The organism is Burkholderia seminalis (assembly GCF_001718535.1).
In the GTDB taxonomy this organism is placed as follows: Bacteria; Pseudomonadota; Gammaproteobacteria; order Burkholderiales; family Burkholderiaceae; genus Burkholderia; species Burkholderia seminalis.
In genome coordinates this window covers 1946653-1964458 of the sequence record NZ_CP013400.1, presented here as the reverse complement: position 1 = coordinate 1964458, position 17806 = coordinate 1946653, and the positions used below count along the sequence as shown (strand labels likewise).

At 68.1% G+C, this 17806-nt stretch carries 17 protein-coding genes; 13 read left to right on the top strand and 4 right to left on the bottom strand.

Annotated features, from left to right (window positions below):
• The 12 genes from WJ12_RS29390 (at position 1) to WJ12_RS29335 (ending at position 12029) form a co-directional block, all read left to right on the top strand.
• Positions 1 to 897 (top strand): alpha/beta fold hydrolase, encoded by an 897-nt coding sequence (locus WJ12_RS29390; protein WP_059557590.1) that lies wholly within the window; start codon positions 1 to 3, stop codon positions 895 to 897.
• Positions 894 to 1751, top strand: coding sequence for an IclR family transcriptional regulator (locus WJ12_RS29385; protein WP_034189895.1), 858 nt, complete (start codon positions 894 to 896; stop codon positions 1749 to 1751). Before WJ12_RS29390 ends, WJ12_RS29385 begins: the two co-directional genes overlap by 4 nt.
• Entirely contained in the window at positions 1748 to 2545 is a 798-nt protein-coding gene (locus tag WJ12_RS29380; RefSeq protein ID WP_049030514.1) for an SDR family oxidoreductase, read from the top strand. Before WJ12_RS29385 ends, WJ12_RS29380 begins: the two co-directional genes overlap by 4 nt.
• Positions 2538 to 4205 carry a thiamine pyrophosphate-binding protein gene (locus WJ12_RS29375; protein WP_069245958.1) on the top strand — a complete coding sequence of 556 codons (1668 nt, stop codon included), beginning with the start codon at positions 2538 to 2540 and terminating at the stop codon, positions 4203 to 4205. The genes WJ12_RS29380 and WJ12_RS29375 overlap by 8 nt, the downstream gene beginning before the upstream one ends.
• Positions 4198 to 5013, top strand: a complete 816-nt coding sequence (locus tag WJ12_RS29370) for an aspartate dehydrogenase (RefSeq protein WP_069245957.1) — start codon at positions 4198 to 4200, stop codon at positions 5011 to 5013. Before WJ12_RS29375 ends, WJ12_RS29370 begins: the two co-directional genes overlap by 8 nt.
• A gap of 72 nt (positions 5014 to 5085) precedes the next feature.
• Positions 5086 to 6576 carry an aldehyde dehydrogenase gene (locus WJ12_RS29365; protein WP_034189891.1) on the top strand — a complete coding sequence of 497 codons (1491 nt, stop codon included), beginning with the start codon at positions 5086 to 5088 and terminating at the stop codon, positions 6574 to 6576.
• An 18-nt stretch (positions 6577 to 6594) separates the two neighbouring features.
• Positions 6595 to 7557: a VOC family protein gene (locus WJ12_RS29360; RefSeq protein ID WP_049029270.1), complete on the top strand. Its 963-nt coding sequence runs from the start codon at positions 6595 to 6597 to the stop codon at positions 7555 to 7557.
• The gene (locus tag WJ12_RS29355; RefSeq protein ID WP_069245956.1) at positions 7554 to 8798 is read left to right on the top strand and encodes an NAD(P)/FAD-dependent oxidoreductase; all 1245 of its coding nucleotides are present in this window, start codon (positions 7554 to 7556) and stop codon (positions 8796 to 8798) included. Before WJ12_RS29360 ends, WJ12_RS29355 begins: the two co-directional genes overlap by 4 nt.
• A gap of 27 nt (positions 8799 to 8825) precedes the next feature.
• Positions 8826 to 10226 (top strand): MFS transporter, encoded by a 1401-nt coding sequence (locus tag WJ12_RS29350; protein ID WP_034189888.1) that lies wholly within the window; start codon positions 8826 to 8828, stop codon positions 10224 to 10226.
• A gap of 173 nt (positions 10227 to 10399) precedes the next feature.
• Positions 10400 to 10951, top strand: coding sequence for a GNAT family N-acetyltransferase (locus tag WJ12_RS29345; RefSeq protein ID WP_049032715.1), 552 nt, complete (start codon positions 10400 to 10402; stop codon positions 10949 to 10951).
• 76 nt (positions 10952 to 11027) lie between these two features.
• The gene (locus WJ12_RS29340) at positions 11028 to 11441 is read left to right on the top strand and encodes a PPC domain-containing DNA-binding protein (protein WP_069245955.1); all 414 of its coding nucleotides are present in this window, start codon (positions 11028 to 11030) and stop codon (positions 11439 to 11441) included.
• Positions 11442 to 11516: 75 nt separating this feature from the next.
• On the top strand, positions 11517 to 12029 hold the full coding sequence (locus WJ12_RS29335) for a DUF4274 domain-containing protein (RefSeq protein WP_069245954.1): 513 nt from the start codon (positions 11517 to 11519) through the stop codon (positions 12027 to 12029).
• Positions 12030 to 12142: 113 nt separating this feature from the next.
• On the opposite strand, the gene acnB is transcribed toward WJ12_RS29335, so the two are convergent.
• Entirely contained in the window at positions 12143 to 14728 is a 2586-nt protein-coding gene (gene acnB / locus WJ12_RS29330) for a bifunctional aconitate hydratase 2/2-methylisocitrate dehydratase (RefSeq protein WP_034189884.1), read from the bottom strand.
• 229 nt (positions 14729 to 14957) lie between these two features.
• On the opposite strand from acnB, the gene WJ12_RS29325 reads away from it, so the two are divergent.
• Positions 14958 to 15899 (top strand): BPL-N domain-containing protein, encoded by a 942-nt coding sequence (locus tag WJ12_RS29325; RefSeq protein WP_226104072.1) that lies wholly within the window; start codon positions 14958 to 14960, stop codon positions 15897 to 15899.
• Positions 15900 to 15921: 22 nt separating this feature from the next.
• Here WJ12_RS29325 and WJ12_RS29320 read toward each other — a convergent pair whose 3' ends face one another.
• The 3 genes from WJ12_RS29320 to WJ12_RS29310 all read right to left on the bottom strand — a co-directional run bounded on the left by WJ12_RS29320 (position 15922) and on the right by WJ12_RS29310 (position 17754).
• Positions 15922 to 16395, bottom strand: coding sequence for a nuclear transport factor 2 family protein (locus WJ12_RS29320; protein WP_034189882.1), 474 nt, complete (start codon positions 16393 to 16395; stop codon positions 15922 to 15924).
• A gap of 117 nt (positions 16396 to 16512) precedes the next feature.
• Positions 16513 to 16761 (bottom strand): hypothetical protein, encoded by a 249-nt coding sequence (locus WJ12_RS29315; protein ID WP_034189881.1) that lies wholly within the window; start codon positions 16759 to 16761, stop codon positions 16513 to 16515.
• A 558-nt stretch (positions 16762 to 17319) separates the two neighbouring features.
• Positions 17320 to 17754, bottom strand: coding sequence for a universal stress protein (locus tag WJ12_RS29310; protein WP_034189880.1), 435 nt, complete (start codon positions 17752 to 17754; stop codon positions 17320 to 17322).
• Positions 17755 to 17806 lie beyond the last annotated feature (52 nt).

The following is a 17806-nucleotide window of genomic DNA, read 5'->3' as shown; positions in this document are numbered from 1 at the left end:
ATGAGTGTCATCGACAAACGTGAACGCGACCGCACCGCGGCGTTCGCCGCGCTGCTCGGGCAGTTTCCCGAGCAGCGTTGCGCGGCCGGCGCGGCGGGCACGATCGGTTACCGCGAGGCCGGCGCGCAGCATGCGGGCCGCGCGCTGCCCGTCGTGCTGCTGCACGGGATCGGCTCGGGCGCCGCATCGTGGGTTCGCCAGCTCGACACGCTCGGCGCGTCGCGGCGCGTGCTCGCATGGGATGCGCCCGGTTACGGCGTGTCGACGCCCGTGCACGGCGCGTCGCCGGATGCCGCCGATTACGCGGCATCGCTGAACGCGTGGCTCGAGGCACTCGGCATCGAACGCTGCGTGCTGGTCGGTCATTCGCTCGGCGCGATCGTCGCGGGCGGTCTCGCCCGCGCGATGCCTGCGCGGATCGCCGGCCTGCTGCTGGTATCGCCCGCGGGCGGTTACGGCAGCGCGCCGGCCGATACGCGCGACGCGCGCCGCGACGCGCGGCTCGCGATGCTCGCGGCGCTCGGCCCGGCCGGGCTCGCCGAGCAGCGCAGCGGCAACATGCTGTCCGGTTTCGCGAACGAGGAAGCGAAGGCGTGGGTGCGCTGGAACATGGCGCGCATCGTGCCGGCCGGCTACGCGCAGGCCACGCATCTGCTCGCGAATGCCGATCTCGCGACCGATCTCGCCGGCTTTCGCGGCCGCACGGCCGTGGCCGTCGGCGCGCACGACGCGATCACGCCGCCCGCCGCGTGCGAGCGGATCGCCGCGGCCGCGCACGTCGCGCTACAGGTGATTCCGCAAGCAGGCCACGCCGGCTACGTGGAAGCGCCGGCCGTTTATTCCGCCTTGATCGACGGTTTCTGCCGTCAATGCGACCCACAGCGGGGGCTGGCATGAGCGAACCGCTGCAACGACCGGCATCCGAACACGCGAAGGCCGACGCGAACTATGTGGTGCCGGGCCTCGAACGCGGGCTGCGGATTCTGGCCGAATTCTCGCCGCGCGAGCCGGTGCTCGGCGCGCCCGAACTGTCGAAGCGGCTCGGCATTCCGCGCACGACGGTGTTCCGTCTGCTGCAGACGCTCGAATCGCTCGGCTTTCTCGAGCGTGCGGACAAGGATCGCAACTACAAGCTCGGCATCGCCGTGTTGCGGCTCGGCTTCGAATACCTGAGCTCGCTGGAGCTGACCGATCTCGGCCTGCCGGTGATCGAAAGCCTGCGCGATGCGACCGGCTTCACGACGCACATCGTGATCCGCGACGGCCGCGACGTGGTGTTCGTCGCAAAGGCGCAGAGCCAGTCGCCGGTGTTCAGCTCGATCCGCGTGAACGTCGGCACGCGCCTGCCCGCGCATGCGACGACCCACGGCCACGTGCTGATGGGCGACCTGTCGCTGAAGGAACTGCATGCGCTGTATCCGGAAGGCGCGCTGACCCGGATGACGAGCGCGACGCCGGAAACGGTCGACGCGCTGTACGACGTGATCCGCGAGGATGCGCTGCGCGGCTACGGCGTCAGCAATTCGTCGTTCGAGCGCGGCATCTCGGTGGTCACGGCGCCGGTGCGCAACGAGACGCAGAAGATCGTCGCGTGCATCACGGTGACGGTGCCGCGTCCGGAGATCGACGCGGCGCTGATCGCGGACGGGCTGATCGACAAGGTGCAGCGCGCGGCGGCGGAATTGTCGCGGCGGCTCAATTACCGCTCGGATGACGAGCACACGTTTCTGAAGGCTTTAGGACTCCGATGATTCAGATCGATCTGACCGGGCAGGTCGCGGTGGTGACGGGCGGTTCGTCCGGCATCGGCCTCGCGACGGCCGAACGGTTCCTGCAAGCGGGCGCGTCGGTTGCAATCTGCGGCCGCGACGGCGACCGACTGGCGCGCGCCGAAGCGATGCTCGGCGGGAAATACCCGGGCGCGCAACTGCTCGCCGCGCGCTGCAACGTGCTCGACGAAGCCGACGTGGCTGCATTCGCGCAGGCGGTATCGGCGCGCTTCGGCCGTGCCGACATGCTGGTCAACAACGCCGGCCAGGGTCGCGTGTCGACCTTCGCCGATACGACCGACGACGCATGGCGCGAAGAACTCGAGCTGAAGTACTTCAGCATCATCCGCCCGACGCGCGCGTTCCTGCCGCTGCTGCGCGACGCGCAGGCGCCGACGATCACGTGCGTGAACTCGCTGCTCGCGCTGCAGCCGGAGCCGCACATGGTCGCGACGTCGTCGGCGCGCGCGGGCGTGCTGAGCCTCGTGAAGTCGCTCGCGACCGAACTGGCGCCGCAGCGCATCCGCGTGAACTCGATCCTGATCGGCATCGTCGAGTCGGGGCAGTGGCGCCGTCGCTACGACACGCAGGCGCAGCCCGGCGAAAGCTGGGACGACTGGACGGGCGCGCTCGCCCGCAAGAAGAACATTCCGCTGAACCGCTTCGGCAAGCCTGACGAGGCCGCCTGGGCACTCTTTTATCTCGCAACGCATCTGTCGTCGTACACGACGGGCAGCCATATCGACGTTTCTGGAGGCTTTGCACGCCATGTCTAAAAAAACCACGGTTGGCGAGCTGATTGCCGCCTTTCTCGAGCAGTGCGGCGTGAAAACCGCATTCGGTGTCATCTCGATCCACAACATGCCGATCCTCGACGCGATCAACTCGCGCGGCAACATCCGCTATGTCGGCGCGCGCGGCGAAGCGGGCGCATTGAACATGGCCGACGGGCTGGCCCGCGTGTCGGGCGGCCTCGGCGTCGCGTTCACGAGCACCGGCACCGCGGCCGGCAATGCGGCCGGCGCGATGGTCGAGGCGCTGACGGCCGGCACCGCGCTGCTGCACGTGACGGGACAGATCGAGACGCCTTACCTCGACCAGGATCTGGCGTACATCCACGAAGCGCCCGACCAGCTGTCGATGCTCGACTCGATCTCGAAGGCCGCGTTCCGCGTGCGCACCGTCGAAACCGTGCTGCCGACGATCCGCGAAGCCGTGCGCATCGCGCAAACGGCGCCGACGGGCCCCGTGTCGGTCGAGATTCCGATCGACATCCAGGCAGCCGAAATCGAATGGCCGGAAGACCTCGAACCGGCGCACGTCACGGTGCGCGAGCATGACACCGCGCGCGTCGCGAAGCTCGCCGACGCACTCGCGGCGAAGCGCCGCCCGCTGCTGTGGCTCGGCGGCGGTGCGCGCCACGCGCGTGAGGAAGTCGAACGCCTCGTGAAGCTCGGCTTCGGCGTCGTGACGAGCGTGCAGGGCCGCGGCGTGCTGCCCGAGGATCATCCGGCGACGCTCGGCGCGTTCAACGTGCACGCGTCCGTCGAGGCGTTCTACAACACCTGCGACGCGCTCGTCGTCGTCGGCTCGCGCCTGCGCGGCAACGAGACGCTGAAGTACAAGCTCGCGCTGCCGCAGCCGCTGTTCCGCGTCGACGCCGATGCGCTCGCCGACAACCGCGGCTACCGCAACGAACTGTTCGTGCACGGCGATTCGAAGCGCGTGCTGGCCGAACTGGCCGATCGCCTCGAAGGCCGCCTGTCGGTCGATCCGCAATTCGCGGCCGATCTCGCGGCGGCCCGCGAACAGGCGGTGGCCGACGTGTCGAAGGGCCTCGGGCCGTACAAGAAGCTCGTCGACACGCTGCAGGGCGCGGTCGGCCGCGACTACAACTGGGTGCGCGACGTGACGATCTCGAACAGCACGTGGGGCAACCGCCTGCTGAAGATCTTCGAGCCGCGCTCGGGCGTGCATGCGCTCGGCGGCGGCATCGGCCAGGGCATCCAGATGGGCATCGGCGCGGCGCTCGCGGGCGCCGCGGCGAAGACGGTCTGCCTCGTCGGCGACGGCGGCCTGATGGTCAACGTCGGCGAACTCGTGACGGCCGTGCAGGAAAACGCGAACGTGATGATCGTGCTGATGAACGACCAGTGCTACGGCGTGATCCGCAACATCCAGGACGCGCACTACGGCGGCCGCCGCTGCTTCGTGCAGTTGCACCAGCCCGATTTCGCGCAGTTCTGCGCGAGCTTCGGCCTCACGCACTACCGGATCACGTCGCTCGACGACGCCGAGGCGATCGTGCGCGAAGGGCTGGCGAAGGAAGGGCCGGTGATGGTCGAAGTCGACATGCTGTCGGTCGGCACGTTCGCGTCGCAGTTCGCGGGCCCGCCGGTGAAGAAGGAAGCGCCGACGGAGCGCCAGTATGCGTAACGCGCACGCACCCGTCGACGTCGCGATGATCGGCTTCGGCGCGATCGGCGCGGCCGTGTACCGCGCAGTCGAGCACGATGCGTCGCTGCGCGTCGCGCACGTGATCGTGCCGGAACACCAGCGCGCGGAGGTACAGCGCGTGCTCGGCGGTGCGGTGGAGGTCGTGTCGTCGGTCGACGCACTGGCCCGCCGCCCCGAGTTCGCGCTCGAATGCGCGGGCCACGGCGCACTCGTCGATCACGTCGTGCCGCTGCTGAAGGCCGGCACCGACTGCGCGGTCGCCTCGATCGGCGCGCTGTCCGATCTCGCGCTGCTCGACCTGCTGTCGCGGGCGGCCGACGAAGGCGGCTCGACGGTGACGCTGCTGTCGGGCGCGATCGGCGGCATCGACGCGCTGGCGTCCGCGAAGCAGGGCGGCCTCGACGAAGTGCTGTACGTCGGCCGCAAGCCGCCGCTCGGCTGGCTCGGTACGCCGGCCGAGGCCTTGTGCGACCTGCATGCGATGACCGGGGAAAAGGTGATCTTCGAAGGCACCGCGCGCGACGCCGCGCGGCTGTATCCGAAGAACGCGAACGTCGCGGCAACCGTGGCGCTCGCGGGCCTCGGTCTCGACGCGACGCACGTGCGGCTGATCGCCGATCCGGCGGTCGAGCGCAACGTGCACCGCATCACCGCGCGCGGCGCGTTCGGCGAGATGTCGCTCGAAATGAGCGGCAAGCCGCTGCCCGACAACCCGAAGACGTCCGCGCTGACGGCGTACAGCGCGATCCGCGCGCTGCGCAACCGCGCGGCCCGCTGCGTGATCTGACCGGGCCTTGGACCGTCCGCCCGCGCCACGGCGAGGGCGGACGCGCAGACACAGAATTGTGGGACTTGTGACATGACTCCTTTCGATACCAGCCTCGTACCCGACGGCACCATCCTGGTGGGCGGCGAGTGGCGGCGCGGCCGTGGCGCGCCCTACGCGAGCATTTATCCGGCCGACCAGTCGCTGAACATGGAAGTGTCGACGGCGAACGCGGAAGACGCGGCCGAAGCCGTCGAGGCCGCCGACGCCGCCTGGCGTCGCGCCGATTGGGCCGGGCTGAAGCCGCACCAGCGCGCGCAGGTGCTGTACCGCATTGCCGACCTGATCATGCAGCGCCACGAGGCGCTCGCGAATCTGCAGCGCCGCGACAACGGCAAGCCGATCGGCGAGACGCGCGTGCTGGTGGCGAGTGCGGCGAACACGTTCCGCTATTTCGCGGCGTGCCTCGAGACGCTCGACGAGGAACTGACGCCGTCGCGCGGCGATTACCTGACGATGAGCGTGTACGAGCCGATCGGCGTGATCGCGGCCATCACGCCGTGGAATTCGCCGATCGCTTCCGATGCGCAGAAGCTTGCGCCGGCGCTCGCCGGCGGCAACGCCGTCGTGCTCAAGCCGGCCGAAGTCACGCCGCTCGTGTCGCTCGCGCTGGCGCGCATCTGCGAGGAAGCCGGCGTGCCGAAGGGCGTGCTGAGCGTGCTGCCGGGCAAGGGCTCGGTGATCGGCGACGTGCTCGTGCGCCATCCGCTGGTGAAGAAGGTGTCGTTCACGGGCGGCACCGAGGTGGGCCGCGGCATCGCGCGCCTCGCGGCCGAGAAGCTGATGCCGGTGTCGCTCGAACTCGGCGGCAAGTCGCCGACGATCGTCTGCGACGACGCCGATCTCGATCACGCGGTCAACGGCGTGCTGTACGGCATCTTCAGCTCGTCGGGCGAAGCGTGCATCGCCGGTTCGCGGCTGTTCGTGCAGCGCGCGGTGGCCGACGAATTCATGAAGCGCCTGGTGGCCGGCGCCCGCAAGCTGCGCGTGGGCGACCCGACGCGGCCCGACACGCAGATGGGGCCGCTGATCACCGCGAAGCATCGCGAATCGGTGGAGCGCTACGTCGCGCTCGGCCTCGAGGAAGGCGGCCGCCTGCTGTGCGGCGGCGAGCGGCCGTCGGGCGACGGGCGCGAGAACGGCTTCTTCTATCAGCCGACGATTCTCGAAGGCTTGCCGAACAGTGCACGCATCTGCCAGGAAGAAATCTTCGGTCCCGTGCTCGTCGCGATGCCGTTCGACGACGAAGCGTCGCTGATCGCGCAGGCGAACGACAGCGTGTTCGGCCTCGCGGCCGGCATCTGGACGCGCGACTACAAGCGCGCCTGGCGCATCGCGCGCGCGCTCGAAACGGGCACCGTGTGGATCAACACGTACAAGCTGTTTTCGATTTCCACGCCGTTCTCGGGCTGGAAGGAGAGCGGAATGGGGCGCGAGAAAGGGCGTCTCGGCATCCGCGAGTACATGCAGCAGAAGAGCCTCTACTGGGGCTTGAACGACGCGCCGCTGCCGTGGGCGAACTGAGCGAAGGGGAATGACGCAATGAGCATTTTGGGAATCGAGCAGATCACGTACGGCGTCGACGATCTCGCGACCTGCCGGCGCTTTTTCGCCGACTGGGGGCTGAAGGAAATCGCGTACGACGACACGCGTGCGTGTTTCGAGACGCTGAACGGCTGCACCGTGCTGGCCGTCAAGGCCGACGATCCGGCGCTGCCGCCGGCATTCGAGGCGGGTCCGACGCTGCGGGAAGTCACGTGGGGCGTCGCGACGCAGGGCGAACTCGACGCGCTGCGCACGACACTCGCCGGCCAGCCCGGCTATTACGCGCAGGACGATGCGGTCGGCTGTATCGACCCGAACGGCATGGCGATCCGCATCGAAGTCACGCGCAAGCGTGCCCTGGACATCACGGGCTCGCCGTCGAACGTGTGGGGCCGGACGCTGCGCGTCGACCAGCCGAGCCCGATCTACGCACGCGCGGAGCCGGTCGAGGTCGGGCATGTCGTGTTCTTCACGAACTGCCTCGACGCGCAGGAAAAGTTCTATCACGAACTGCTCGGCTTCGAGACGTCGGACCGCTACCCGGGCCGCGGCGCGTTCATGCGTTGCGCGCCGCACGGCGGCCACCACGACCTGTTCCTGCTCGCGCTGCCGACGGGCAAGCGTGGCCTGAACCACGTCGCGTTCACCGTGCGCGACATCCATGAAGTGTTCGGCGGCGGCATGCACATCGACCGCTGCGGCTGGGAAACGCAACTCGGTCCGGGGCGGCACCCCGTGTCGTCCGCGTACTTCTGGTACTTCCAGAACCCCGCCGGCGGTCTGATCGAGTACTACGCGGACGAAGACATGCTGACGCCCGAATGGCAGCCGCGCGAATTCGAGCCGGGCCCGACCGTGTTCGCCGAATGGGCCGTCGACGGCGGCCTCGACGGCAACACGCGCCGGCAGAAGCACGCGCAGGCGCCGGAAGGCAAGTTCATGACGGAGCGCAAATCATGACCGAAGCGAATACGTCCGCGCAGCCCGCGCCGGGCACGGTCGTCGTGATCGGCGGCGGCCAGGCCGCCGGCTGGGTGCTGAAGACGCTGCGCGCGCAAGGCTACGCGGGCCGTCTCGTGATGATCGCCGACGAGCCGCACCTGCCGTACGAGCGTCCGCCGCTGTCCAAGGCCGTGCTGGCCGGCGACGCCGACATCGAGACCGTGCGCGTCGTGCGTCCCGACGAATTCGACGCGTTGAACGTCGAGGCGTGGCAGCCGGAACGCGCGGCCTCGATCGACCGTGCGCGGCGCGTGGTGACGACCGCGAGCGGGCGCGAGATCGAATACGACCGGCTCGTGATCGCGACCGGCGGCACGTCGCGCCGCCTGCCCGATTCGATCGTCAGGACGCCGAATCTGCATTACCTGCGCACGCTCGACGAAGCGGCCGCGCTCGGCGAGAAACTGCGTGCGAGCCGGCGCGTGCTCGTGATCGGCGGCGGCTGGATCGGCCTCGAAGTCGCGGCGACCGCGCGCAAGCTCGGCGTCGACGCGGTCGTGGTCGAAGGCGCGCCGCGGCTGTGCGGCCGCTCGGTGCCGCAGATCGTGTCGGAGTTCCTGCTCGACCTGCATCGCTCGAACGGGGTCGACGTGCGCACGGGCGCGGCGCTCGCGTCGCTCGACCCGCAGCCGGACGACGCATCGAAGGTACGCGCAACGCTCGCCGACGGCACGACGATCGACGCCGATTTCGCGGTGGCCGGCATCGGCCTCGCGCTGAACGCGTCGCTCGCGAGCGATGCGGGGCTGGCGGTCGACGACGGCATCGTCGTCGACGAATTCGGCGCGACCAGCGACCCGGCGATTTTCGCGTGCGGCGACGTCGCGAACCATCACAACGGCTGGCTGAAGCGGCGCGTGCGGCTCGAATCGTGGGCCAATGCGCAGAACCAGGCGATCGCGGCGGCGAAGGCCGTGCTCGGCGTGCGCGCGCCGTACGCGGAGATTCCGTGGTTCTGGTCCGATCAGTACGACGTGAACCTGCAGATTCTCGGCGATCTGCCGGCCGATGCGCAGCTCGTCGTGCGCGGCGAGCTCGCCGCGCGCCGTGCGACGCTGTTTTTCGTGGGCGATGGGCAGGTGAGAGGTGTCATCGCCGTGAACAACGCACGTGAGCTGAAGCTCGCGCGCAAGTGGATGAACCAGGGCCGGGCCGTGGATACGGAAGCCCTGGCAGACACAACCCAAGCGCTTGCCTGACCGGCGAAAGACCAGGAGATCCCCCGCATGAGCACTTTCGACAACGTCGTGGCCGGTCGCGCCACGATGGAAGCTGCCGCCTCGACGCCCGGCGCGATCATCGCGCGGCTCGAGCGGCTTCCGGCCAACGCGATGCAGATCCGCGCGCGCGTGCTGATCGGTACCGCGACGTTCTTCGACGGCTTCGACGTGATCACGATCGCGGCGACGCTGCCGTTGCTGATTCACAAATGGGGGCTGTCGCCGACGCAGATCGGCATGCTGATCGCGTCCGGCGCGATCGGCCAGCTGATCGGCGCGTTCCTGTTTCCCGCGCTCGCGGAAAAACACGGTCGCGTGAAGGCGATCGCGTGGAGCTCGGCCGTGATCGGCATCACGAGCATCGCGTGCGGCTTCGCGCCGACCTTCGAGGTGTTCGTGCTGCTGCGGATTCTGCAGGGGCTCGGGCTCGGCGGCGAGCTGCCGGTTGCCGCGACGTACATCAACGAGATCACGCGCGCCCATGGCCGCGGCCGTTTCGTGCTGCTGTACGAGATCGTGTTCCCGATCGGGCTGCTCGTGTCGATGGCGCTCGGTGCGTGGCTCGTGCCGCGCTTCGGCTGGGAAATCATGTACTTCGTCGGCGGGTTGCCGCTGATTCTGGCGCTCGTGCTGACGCGCCTCGTGCCGGAATCGCCGCGCTGGCTCGCGTCGCGCGGGCGGCTCGCGGAAGCCGGGCGCGCGACGAGCGCGTTCGAAGCGTCGGTGCGCGGCGATCTGCCGCCCGTCACGCAGACGGCCGCGTTCGACGAGATGGTGCGCCAGCATCCGAAGCGCAGGATGAGCGACCTGTTCCGCGCCGCGTATCGCAAGCGCACGCTCGCGGTGGCGACGTTGTGGGCGACCTGCGGGTTCATCCAGTACGGGCTGTCGACGTGGCTGCCGACGATCTACAAGAACTTCTATCACGCACCGCTGCAGCTCGCGCTGAATCTCGCGGTGATCGGCTCGGTGATGGGCGTGCTCGGCTCGCTGGCCTCCGCGCTGCTGGTCGACAAGCTCGGCCGCAAGCCGGTGATCGTGTGGTCGTTCGTGCTGTGCGCGCTGTCGCTGGCGCTCGCGGGTGTCTATCACGCGTCGTCGGTGTACGTCGTCGCGATCTTCTGCTCGCTGTCGCTCGGGTTGATGGCGTCGGGGTTCATCACCGCGTACGTCTACACGCCGGAGCAATATCCGACGAGCATCCGCGCGTCGGGCTGCGGGCTCGGCAGCGCATGGCTGAAGATCGCGTCGTTCGTCGCGCCGATGGTCGTGCCGCACGCGATCATCGGCGGGAACCTCGCGCCCGCGTTCTACCTGATCGGCATCGTGCCGCTGATCGCGGCGGTGACCGTGCATTTCGTCGGGATCGAGACGAAGGGGAAGGTGCTGGAGGCGCTGGAGGCGTGAGCGCATGCCGCGATGGCGGATGAAGTGAACGGAAGGGCCCGGGTGAGGTTTCCCGGGCCTTCTTGTTTCGGGGCGACCCGGTCGTGTCGCGTGGTTGGCCGCTCGGGTGCGCAATTGTTGACGGACGGCTGGCGTGTTCTAATTCACAGTCGCCATTTCGTCAGACCATTGTCATGCCCCTGTTCGAACCCGTCACGCTGGATACCTCCCGCCTCGTCCTGAGGCCGCCTCGCGAAGCCGACGCGCAGGCGTTCTTCGAGATCTGGTCGGATGCCGAAGCGATGCGCTATTTCTCGTTCTCGCCGATGACGCGGATCGAGCAGGCCGCGGAGCGCGTCGCGCGCAACCTGACGACGTCCGCGAGCGGGCAGGACCTGATCTGCGTGCTCGAACTGCGCGAAACCGGCGAGGCGCTCGGCGAATGCGTGCTGTTCCATGCGCACGAGCAATGCCGGCGCGCCGAGATCGGTTTCAGCCTGCGGCCCAGGTTCTGGCGCGGCGGATACATGCGCGAAGCGGCGACGGCCGTGATCGAGCATGCGTTCGGCGTGCTGAAGCTGAACCGGATCGAGGCCGATATCGATCCGCGCAACGTCGCGTCGGCGCGGCTGCTCGAAAGCCTCGGCTTCGCGCGGGAAGGGCTGCTGCGCGAACGCTGGATCGTCGGCGACGAAGTGTCGGACAGCGCGTTGTACGGGTTGCTGGCGAGCGATCGGCGCGGGTGAGCCGGTGTGACTTGCCCGATTCGCGAGACGAACGTACGCTTTGTCGATACCACGGTCCACCAGCGGGTTCTCGTCCATGCAAGCCCATCCCCTGCGTCTGTCCCCCGGCGACGATCTGCGCGGCGCCATCGAGACGGCATTACGCCAGCACGAATCGCACGCCGCCTTCGTCATCCAGGGCATCGGCAGCCTGAGCGTCGCGCAACTGCGCCTCGCCGGTGTCGACGCGCCGACCGAACTGCGAGGCGACCTCGAAATCCTGACGCTGGCCGGCTCGGTGTCGCCTGACGGCGCGCACCTGCACATGTCCGTTTCGGATGCACACGGCCGCGTGTCCGGCGGCCATGTGTCGGGCGGCTGCGTGGTGCGCACGACGGCCGAGATCCTGCTCGTGCTGCTGCCCGCGCACCGGTTCTCGCGCGAGCTCGACGCGGGCACCGGCTTCAACGAACTGGTCATCCGGCGAGGGCAGGGTGGCGGCGCCGCATGAGTGTCGCGCCGCGGCGCTGGCATGGCCGATCATTCGAGCCCTTCTCGTTACCGCTCATTCCGCAAGATACGATTCATGAACGACTCCGACATCGAACAGAAGGCGTGGGACCTCGTCCGGGCCTGGCTCGAAGGCGCGACGCCCGAGCAGTGGCACCGGTTCGCCGCACGCTCCAATTACGACGGCAACGGCCGCGCGTTGCGCTGGCTGCTGGACAACCGCAACGTCGATCGCGCGACCGCATTGCTGATCTACTGGAATCTCGGCGCTGCGTGGTTCGTGCAGTACGCGAACGAAAGCGATCTGGGCCACGCGTCGTATCAACGCGATACGTTCCGGCTGCTTCGTGAAATCGAGCAACGGTACGCCGACGGCTATTACGCCGATCACGGAATCTGGTTCGATCCGTACGACTTCGATGGCGCAGGGCCGAACGATTATCCGGACGTCCCGGTCGCGCGGCCCGTGCCGGCGCCGATGCTGCAGCCGACCGACGGCCGCGAGTACGTCGATCTCGAAGAAGCGGACGGGTATGACGAGGGCTTGCCGTTCGACGTGGTCGAGCAACTGCACGCGCTGTACGACTGACCGGGCGGGCGCGTCCGGCCGATGACGCATAAAAAAGGCGCCGCAGCCATTCGGCCCGCGGCGCCTATCGGTGCGCTGCGACGTCGACCACCCGCCGCAGCCCGACTGCGTGCTTAGATCTGCACGGTGTCGGCCACTTCCTTGAAGTCTTCGATCTGGTCGAAGTTCATGTACTTGTAGATCTTGTCGCCGTTCGCGCTGAGCACACCCATGTCGGCCATGTACTCTTCCTTGGTCGGGATCTTGCCCAGACGCGAGCAGATCGCCGCCAGTTCCGCCGAGCCGAGATACACGTTCGTGTTCTTGCCGAGACGGTTCGGGAAGTTGCGGGTCGACGTCGACATGACCGTCGCGCCTTCGCGCACCTGAGCCTGGTTACCCATGCACAGCGAGCAGCCCGGCATTTCGGTGCGTGCGCCGGCCGTGCCGAACACGCCATAGTGGCCTTCTTCCGTCAGCTGCTTCTGGTCCATCTTGGTCGGCGGCGCGACCCACAGCTTGACCGGGATGTCGCGCTTGCCTTCCAGCAGCTTCGACGCGGCACGGAAGTGACCGATGTTGGTCATGCACGAGCCGATGAACACTTCGTCGATCTTCGCACCGGCGACGTCGGACAGCGTCTTCACGTCGTCCGGGTCGTTCGGGCAGGCGACGATCGGCTCGTGGATGTCGGCGAGGTCGATCTCGATGACGGCCGCGTACTCGGCGTCGGCATCCGGCGCGAGCAGTTGCGGATCGGCCAGCCACTGTTCCATCGCCGCGATACGGCGCTGCAGGCTGCGCGGATCCTGGTAGCCCTGCGCGATCATCCACTTGAGCAGCGTGATGTTGCTGTTCAGGTACTCGATGATCGGTTCCTTGTTCAGGTGCACCGTGCAACCGGCGGCCGAACGCTCGGCGGACGCATCCGACAGCTCGAACGCTTGCTCGACCTTCAGGTCGGGCAGGCCTTCGATTTCGAGGATGCGGCCCGAGAAGATGTTCTTCTTGCCTTGCTTGGCGACCGTCAGCATGCCTTGCTTGATCGCATACAGCGGGATCGCGTTGACGAGGTCACGCAGCGTGACGCCCGGCTGCATCTTGCCCTTGAAGCGGACCAGCACCGATTCCGGCATGTCCAGCGGCATCGTGCCGGTGGCGGCCGCGAACGCGACGAGGCCCGAGCCCGCCGGGAAGCTGATGCCGATCGGGAAGCGCGTGTGCGAATCGCCGCCGGTGCCGACGGTGTCGGGCAGCAGCATGCGGTTCAGCCACGAGTGGATCACGCCGTCGCCCGGGCGCAGCGCGATACCGCCGCGCGTGCTGATGAAGTTCGGCAGCGTCTGGTGCGTCTTCACGTCGACCGGCTTCGGATACGCGGCGGTGTGGCAGAACGACTGCATCACGAGGTCGGCCGAGAAGCCGAGGCAGGCGAGATCCTTCAGTTCGTCGCGGGTCATCGGGCCCGTGGTGTCCTGCGAGCCGACCGAGGTCATCTTCGGTTCGCAGTACGTGCCCGGGCGCACGCCCTGGCCTTCCGGCAGACCGCATGCGCGGCCGACCATCTTCTGCGCGAGCGAGAAGCCCTTGCCGCTGTCGGCCGGCTGGTGCGGCAGGCGGAACAGCGTCGACGGCGCGAGGCCGAGCGCTTCACGCGCCTTCGCGGTCAGGCCGCGGCCGATGATCAGCGGAATGCGGCCGCCGGCGCGCACTTCGTCGAACAGCACGTCGGACTTGACCTGGAATTCGGCGATCACTTTGCCATCTTTCAGCGCCTTGCCTTCGTACGGGCGCAGTTCGACCACGTCGCCCATTTCCATCTGCGACACGTCGAGCTCGATCGGCAGCGCGCCGGCATCTTCCATCGTGTTGTAGAAGATCGGGGCGATCTTGCCGCCGAGGCACACGCCGCCGAAGCGCTTGTTCGGGACGAACGGGATGTCTTCGCCGGTGAACCACAGCACCGAGTTGGTGGCCGACTTGCGCGAGGAGCCGGTGCCGACCACGTCGCCCACGTACGCGACCAGGTGACCCTTTTCCTTCAGCGATTCGATGAACTTGACCGGGCCGCGCTTGCCGTCTTCTTCCGGCGTGATGCCCGGGCGCGCGTTCTTCAGCATCGCCAGCGCGTGCATCGGGATGTCCGGGCGGGTGGTGGCGTCCGGCGCCGGCGACAGGTCGTCGGTGTTGGTCTCGCCCGTCACCTTGAAGACGGTGATGGTCAGGCTTTGCGGCACTTCCGGACGGCTCGTGAACCATTCGGCGTCGGCCCAGCTCTGCAGCACGGCCTTCGCGTGCGCGTTGCCCTTGTCGGCGAGTTCCTTCACGTCATGGAACTGGTCGAACATCAGCAGGGTTTTCTTCAGCGCGTCGGCCGCGACGGCCGCGACCGCGTCGTCGGACAGCAGCTCGATCAGCGGCTGGATGTTGTAGCCGCCCAGCATCGTGCCGAGCAGTTCGGTGGCGCGTGCGCGCGAGATCAGCGGGCAGGCGGTTTCGCCCTTGGCCACGGCGGCCAGGAAGCCGGCCTTCACGCGGGCGGCTTCGTCGACGCCGGCAGGCACGCGATGGGTGATCAGGTCGACCAGTGTCTGCTCTTCGCCGGCCGGCGGGTTCGTCAGCAATTCGACCAGTTCGGCGGTCTGCTGAGCCGTCAGCGGCAGGGGAGGAATACCGAGCGCGGCGCGGGCGGCCACGTGAGCACGAAAGTTTTCAAGCATGGGGAGACCTGCTGATATTGCGTTTGAGGGGAAGGCCTTGCCGGCACTCCGGGGCGATTCCAGGCACTGCTTTGAGCGGGATTCTAATCTCAATGGTCTGGAACGTCAAATGTCTTATGTCTTATATAAGAGTTGATGTGCGAAGGGCCGGGCATCGGGGCTGCATGGCCGAGCTGGCCTTGTCTGGCGTGGCCCGGTGGGCGGCCGGCGAGCCCGGATCAGGTTGCCGGTGCCGCACATTTCTGCACAAGTACGCGGGAAACGGCACACACGCGGCGCGTTCGCGCGGCTACGCTTCCTGTCGCGCAGCTTGCGATCGGGGTGTGACAGCGCGAGGCGGAAATTGGCGCGTGCCCGCCGATTCGTCCCCGGCGACGGCGATCCTCTTACTCCGGTGTTCAGGACCATGCGATCCAGAGACTCGATTTTCCTGGCGATGTCGCTCGTCGCGTCGTCGGCCGTTCATGCGGCGGCGACCGGCGACGAAACGCGTCGCGAGGCGAGCCGGCCCGTCGCGCTCGTCTATCGCGGCCCCGCCGCGTGCGATGGCTGCCCCGAGGCGATCGCCAGCCGCCTGCGGGAATCGGACGACAAGTTCAAGGTGATCTACGTCGGCCCGGCGGAAAAACTCAAGATCACGCCCGCCGCGCTGGCCGGTGCGGCGTTGTATGTGCAGCCCGGCGGGGGGCAGGACATTTCCGGCGCGGCGGCCAGCATCGGGAAAAATGCAATCAGGGCCGTGCGGCGTTACGTGTCGAACGGCGGGCGTTACCTGGGGCTCTGCATGGGCGCGTACTTGGCGGGCGAACACGGTTTCCGGCTGGTCGACGGCGAGATCGATTCCGAGGTCGGCCGGCCGGGCTCGGCGCTTCACGGCATCGCCGACACGGTCACGCCGGTCGTCTGGCGCGGCAAAAGGCGCTGGATCTACTATCAGGACGGCGCGATGCTCCCGGCCGTGCCGGCCGGCTCGGGCGGTGTCGTGCTGGCGACGTATCCGAACCGCGATATCGCCGCCGCGACGTACCGCTACGGCAGAGGGCGAGTCGGGCTCGCCGGCCCGCATCCCGAGGCCGATGAAAGCTGGTATCGCCGGTACGGCCTCAGGCACCCGGACGGCGTGTTGCCCGACATGGCCGATGACCTGATTCGCGCGACGATGGCGCCGTAGCGGCGCGGTTGCGGGGCGTGACTTATTTCCGCTTCGCCCGGTACGCGTCGAGATTTTTCCGCGCCTGCGCGCGGATGGCGCGTTGCATGAACGGCGTCCAGCCGAGCAGCGCGCCTTTCAGCCCGAGCGCCTGACGCGCCCAGCGCCACAGGTCGAAACTGTCGCGATGCTCGACGATGCGTCCGTCGCGAAACCGGAACCGCGCGTCGATCCGGTTGCCCACCATCCGGCCGGTCGCGGCGAACCGGTAGTGCGCGATCCACGCGGCACGCCCGGCCTGTTCGTCCGCCGCCACGTCGCCGAACGTCAGCGAGAATTCCTGCGCCCGCGCGACCAGCATGCGCCACATGTCGCGGGCGAGGTCGCCGCGCAGTTCGCCGAACGCGGGATCGCTGAAGATGACGTCGTCGGCATAGCAGGCGAGCATCGCGTCGATGTCGCGCTGCTGGAAGGCCGTGTAGAAGCGCTGGATCAGTTCGGTGTTCGGATGACTCATCGTGGGGCGTGGCGGAGGGGCGGACCATGACGTCCGTCGAAGCGTCGATAAGGAAAATGGCGCCGAGCGGCGTGAGCGGGCGGTTTCGCCCGCGGCCGGCATGTTACAGGATGCGCGTCAACGATTCGCCATCGTGACGTCCCGCTCGTCTCGCCCGGTCACCAGGCAACCGGACATGTAGGCCTCGCTCTGGCTGCCGGCGGCGGCCTCGCCGAAGCCGCGGCCGAGCGCGTCGGCCTTCACCTGCGCGGCGCCTTGCTCGCACGCGAGCGGGCTGGCGTCGCGGCCCTGTGCATGCAGGATCGCGCGATCGCCGATCAGATAGGCCAGCAGCGCGAATACGGCGATATGTACGGTTCGTCTCATGATTCGTCTCCTCGTCGCTGCAGCGTAACGCGGATACGTCTGACGAAGCACTTGGGGCTTCCCCCGGTAAACATCTGCTGAAAACGGCGGCGGGGGCGGTGTGATCCCGCCCTGTCTAACGTCGCCGCGCCGGCGCGCGGGTGATTCGCGCGAGTTTGACGAATGTCAGGGTGCGGACGGGCGGCGGCGGTTGCGCGGCCGCTCGAGGCGATAGCATGAACACATGATTTGACGGAATGCGATGGCGGATCAATGCCCCGGTTCCGGCAAGCAGGTGCATGTCGAATATCGCTGTCGAAATAGTGAGGAATCCAAATGCTTAACGTCTCTTCCGTCCTGCTCAGTCTCGCCCCGATGTGGGCCATCCTGCTGCTGGCGTCGTCCGCCGCCGCCTATTTCGTGTTCTGGCGCAAGGTCATCGACTGAACGCCGCTCGATGACAGGACGTGCGCGACGCACCGTGCGCGCACGTCCTCGCCGCGCGTTCGACGGCCGACGGCGCAAGCCCGCGGCCCGTCACGCGACCGGCGGCAAGGGCATCCCCGCGCCCGATGCCGGTCATTGCACGGCCGTCACCGGCACATTCGAAATCCGCACCAGCCGGCCCATCACGCTGCGGCGAAACACCGACATCAGCGCATGCAGCGGATCGTGCCGCGGCGCGACCACCACGATCTCGTCGCATCCGGTCTCGGCTGCCGCGGTTGCGATCGTGTCGGCCACCGGGCCGACCTTCATCACGACGGTGTATTTGACGCCGGCTTCCCGCAGGATCCGCTCCGCCGTCGCCAGATCGTCGGACGCGAACTTCTCCTCGATCGAGCGCAGCCGCGACAGCGGGTAATAGGCCTCGAGCCGCGTCGATTCGAGCGGCGCCTGCACGTTGATCAGCACGATCTCCGACGCGCACCGTTCGCGATACAGGAATGTCGCATGGCGAACCGCCTGCAGCGAGCGGGGCGAGTGACCGACCGGAACCAGCAGCTTGAGCATGAACGATGTCCAGGAAACGAGATGCTTCCAGCGTAGCGTGCGGCCGCGGCGG

What these genes read in the sequence shown, in the direction of transcription:
- WJ12_RS29390 (WP_059557590.1), top strand. Translation starts at nt 1, where the DNA reads ATGAGTGTCATCGACAAACGTGAACGCGACCGCACCGCGGCGTTCGCC.
- WJ12_RS29385 (WP_034189895.1), top strand. Translation starts at nt 894, where the DNA reads ATGAGCGAACCGCTGCAACGACCGGCATCCGAACACGCGAAGGCCGAC.
- WJ12_RS29380 (WP_049030514.1), top strand. Translation starts at nt 1,748, where the DNA reads ATGATTCAGATCGATCTGACCGGGCAGGTCGCGGTGGTGACGGGCGGT.
- WJ12_RS29375 (WP_069245958.1), top strand. Translation starts at nt 2,538, where the DNA reads ATGTCTAAAAAAACCACGGTTGGCGAGCTGATTGCCGCCTTTCTCGAG.
- WJ12_RS29370 (WP_069245957.1), top strand. Translation starts at nt 4,198, where the DNA reads ATGCGTAACGCGCACGCACCCGTCGACGTCGCGATGATCGGCTTCGGC.
- WJ12_RS29365 (WP_034189891.1), top strand. Translation starts at nt 5,086, where the DNA reads ATGACTCCTTTCGATACCAGCCTCGTACCCGACGGCACCATCCTGGTG.
- WJ12_RS29360 (WP_049029270.1), top strand. Translation starts at nt 6,595, where the DNA reads ATGAGCATTTTGGGAATCGAGCAGATCACGTACGGCGTCGACGATCTC.
- WJ12_RS29355 (WP_069245956.1), top strand. Translation starts at nt 7,554, where the DNA reads ATGACCGAAGCGAATACGTCCGCGCAGCCCGCGCCGGGCACGGTCGTC.
- WJ12_RS29350 (WP_034189888.1), top strand. Translation starts at nt 8,826, where the DNA reads ATGAGCACTTTCGACAACGTCGTGGCCGGTCGCGCCACGATGGAAGCT.
- WJ12_RS29345 (WP_049032715.1), top strand. Translation starts at nt 10,400, where the DNA reads ATGCCCCTGTTCGAACCCGTCACGCTGGATACCTCCCGCCTCGTCCTG.
- WJ12_RS29340 (WP_069245955.1), top strand. Translation starts at nt 11,028, where the DNA reads ATGCAAGCCCATCCCCTGCGTCTGTCCCCCGGCGACGATCTGCGCGGC.
- WJ12_RS29335 (WP_069245954.1), top strand. Translation starts at nt 11,517, where the DNA reads ATGAACGACTCCGACATCGAACAGAAGGCGTGGGACCTCGTCCGGGCC.
- acnB (WP_034189884.1), bottom strand. Translation starts at nt 14,728, where the DNA reads ATGCTTGAAAACTTTCGTGCTCACGTGGCCGCCCGCGCCGCGCTCGGT.
- WJ12_RS29320 (WP_034189882.1), bottom strand. Translation starts at nt 16,395, where the DNA reads ATGAGTCATCCGAACACCGAACTGATCCAGCGCTTCTACACGGCCTTC.
- WJ12_RS29315 (WP_034189881.1), bottom strand. Translation starts at nt 16,761, where the DNA reads ATGAGACGAACCGTACATATCGCCGTATTCGCGCTGCTGGCCTATCTG.
- WJ12_RS29310 (WP_034189880.1), bottom strand. Translation starts at nt 17,754, where the DNA reads ATGCTCAAGCTGCTGGTTCCGGTCGGTCACTCGCCCCGCTCGCTGCAG.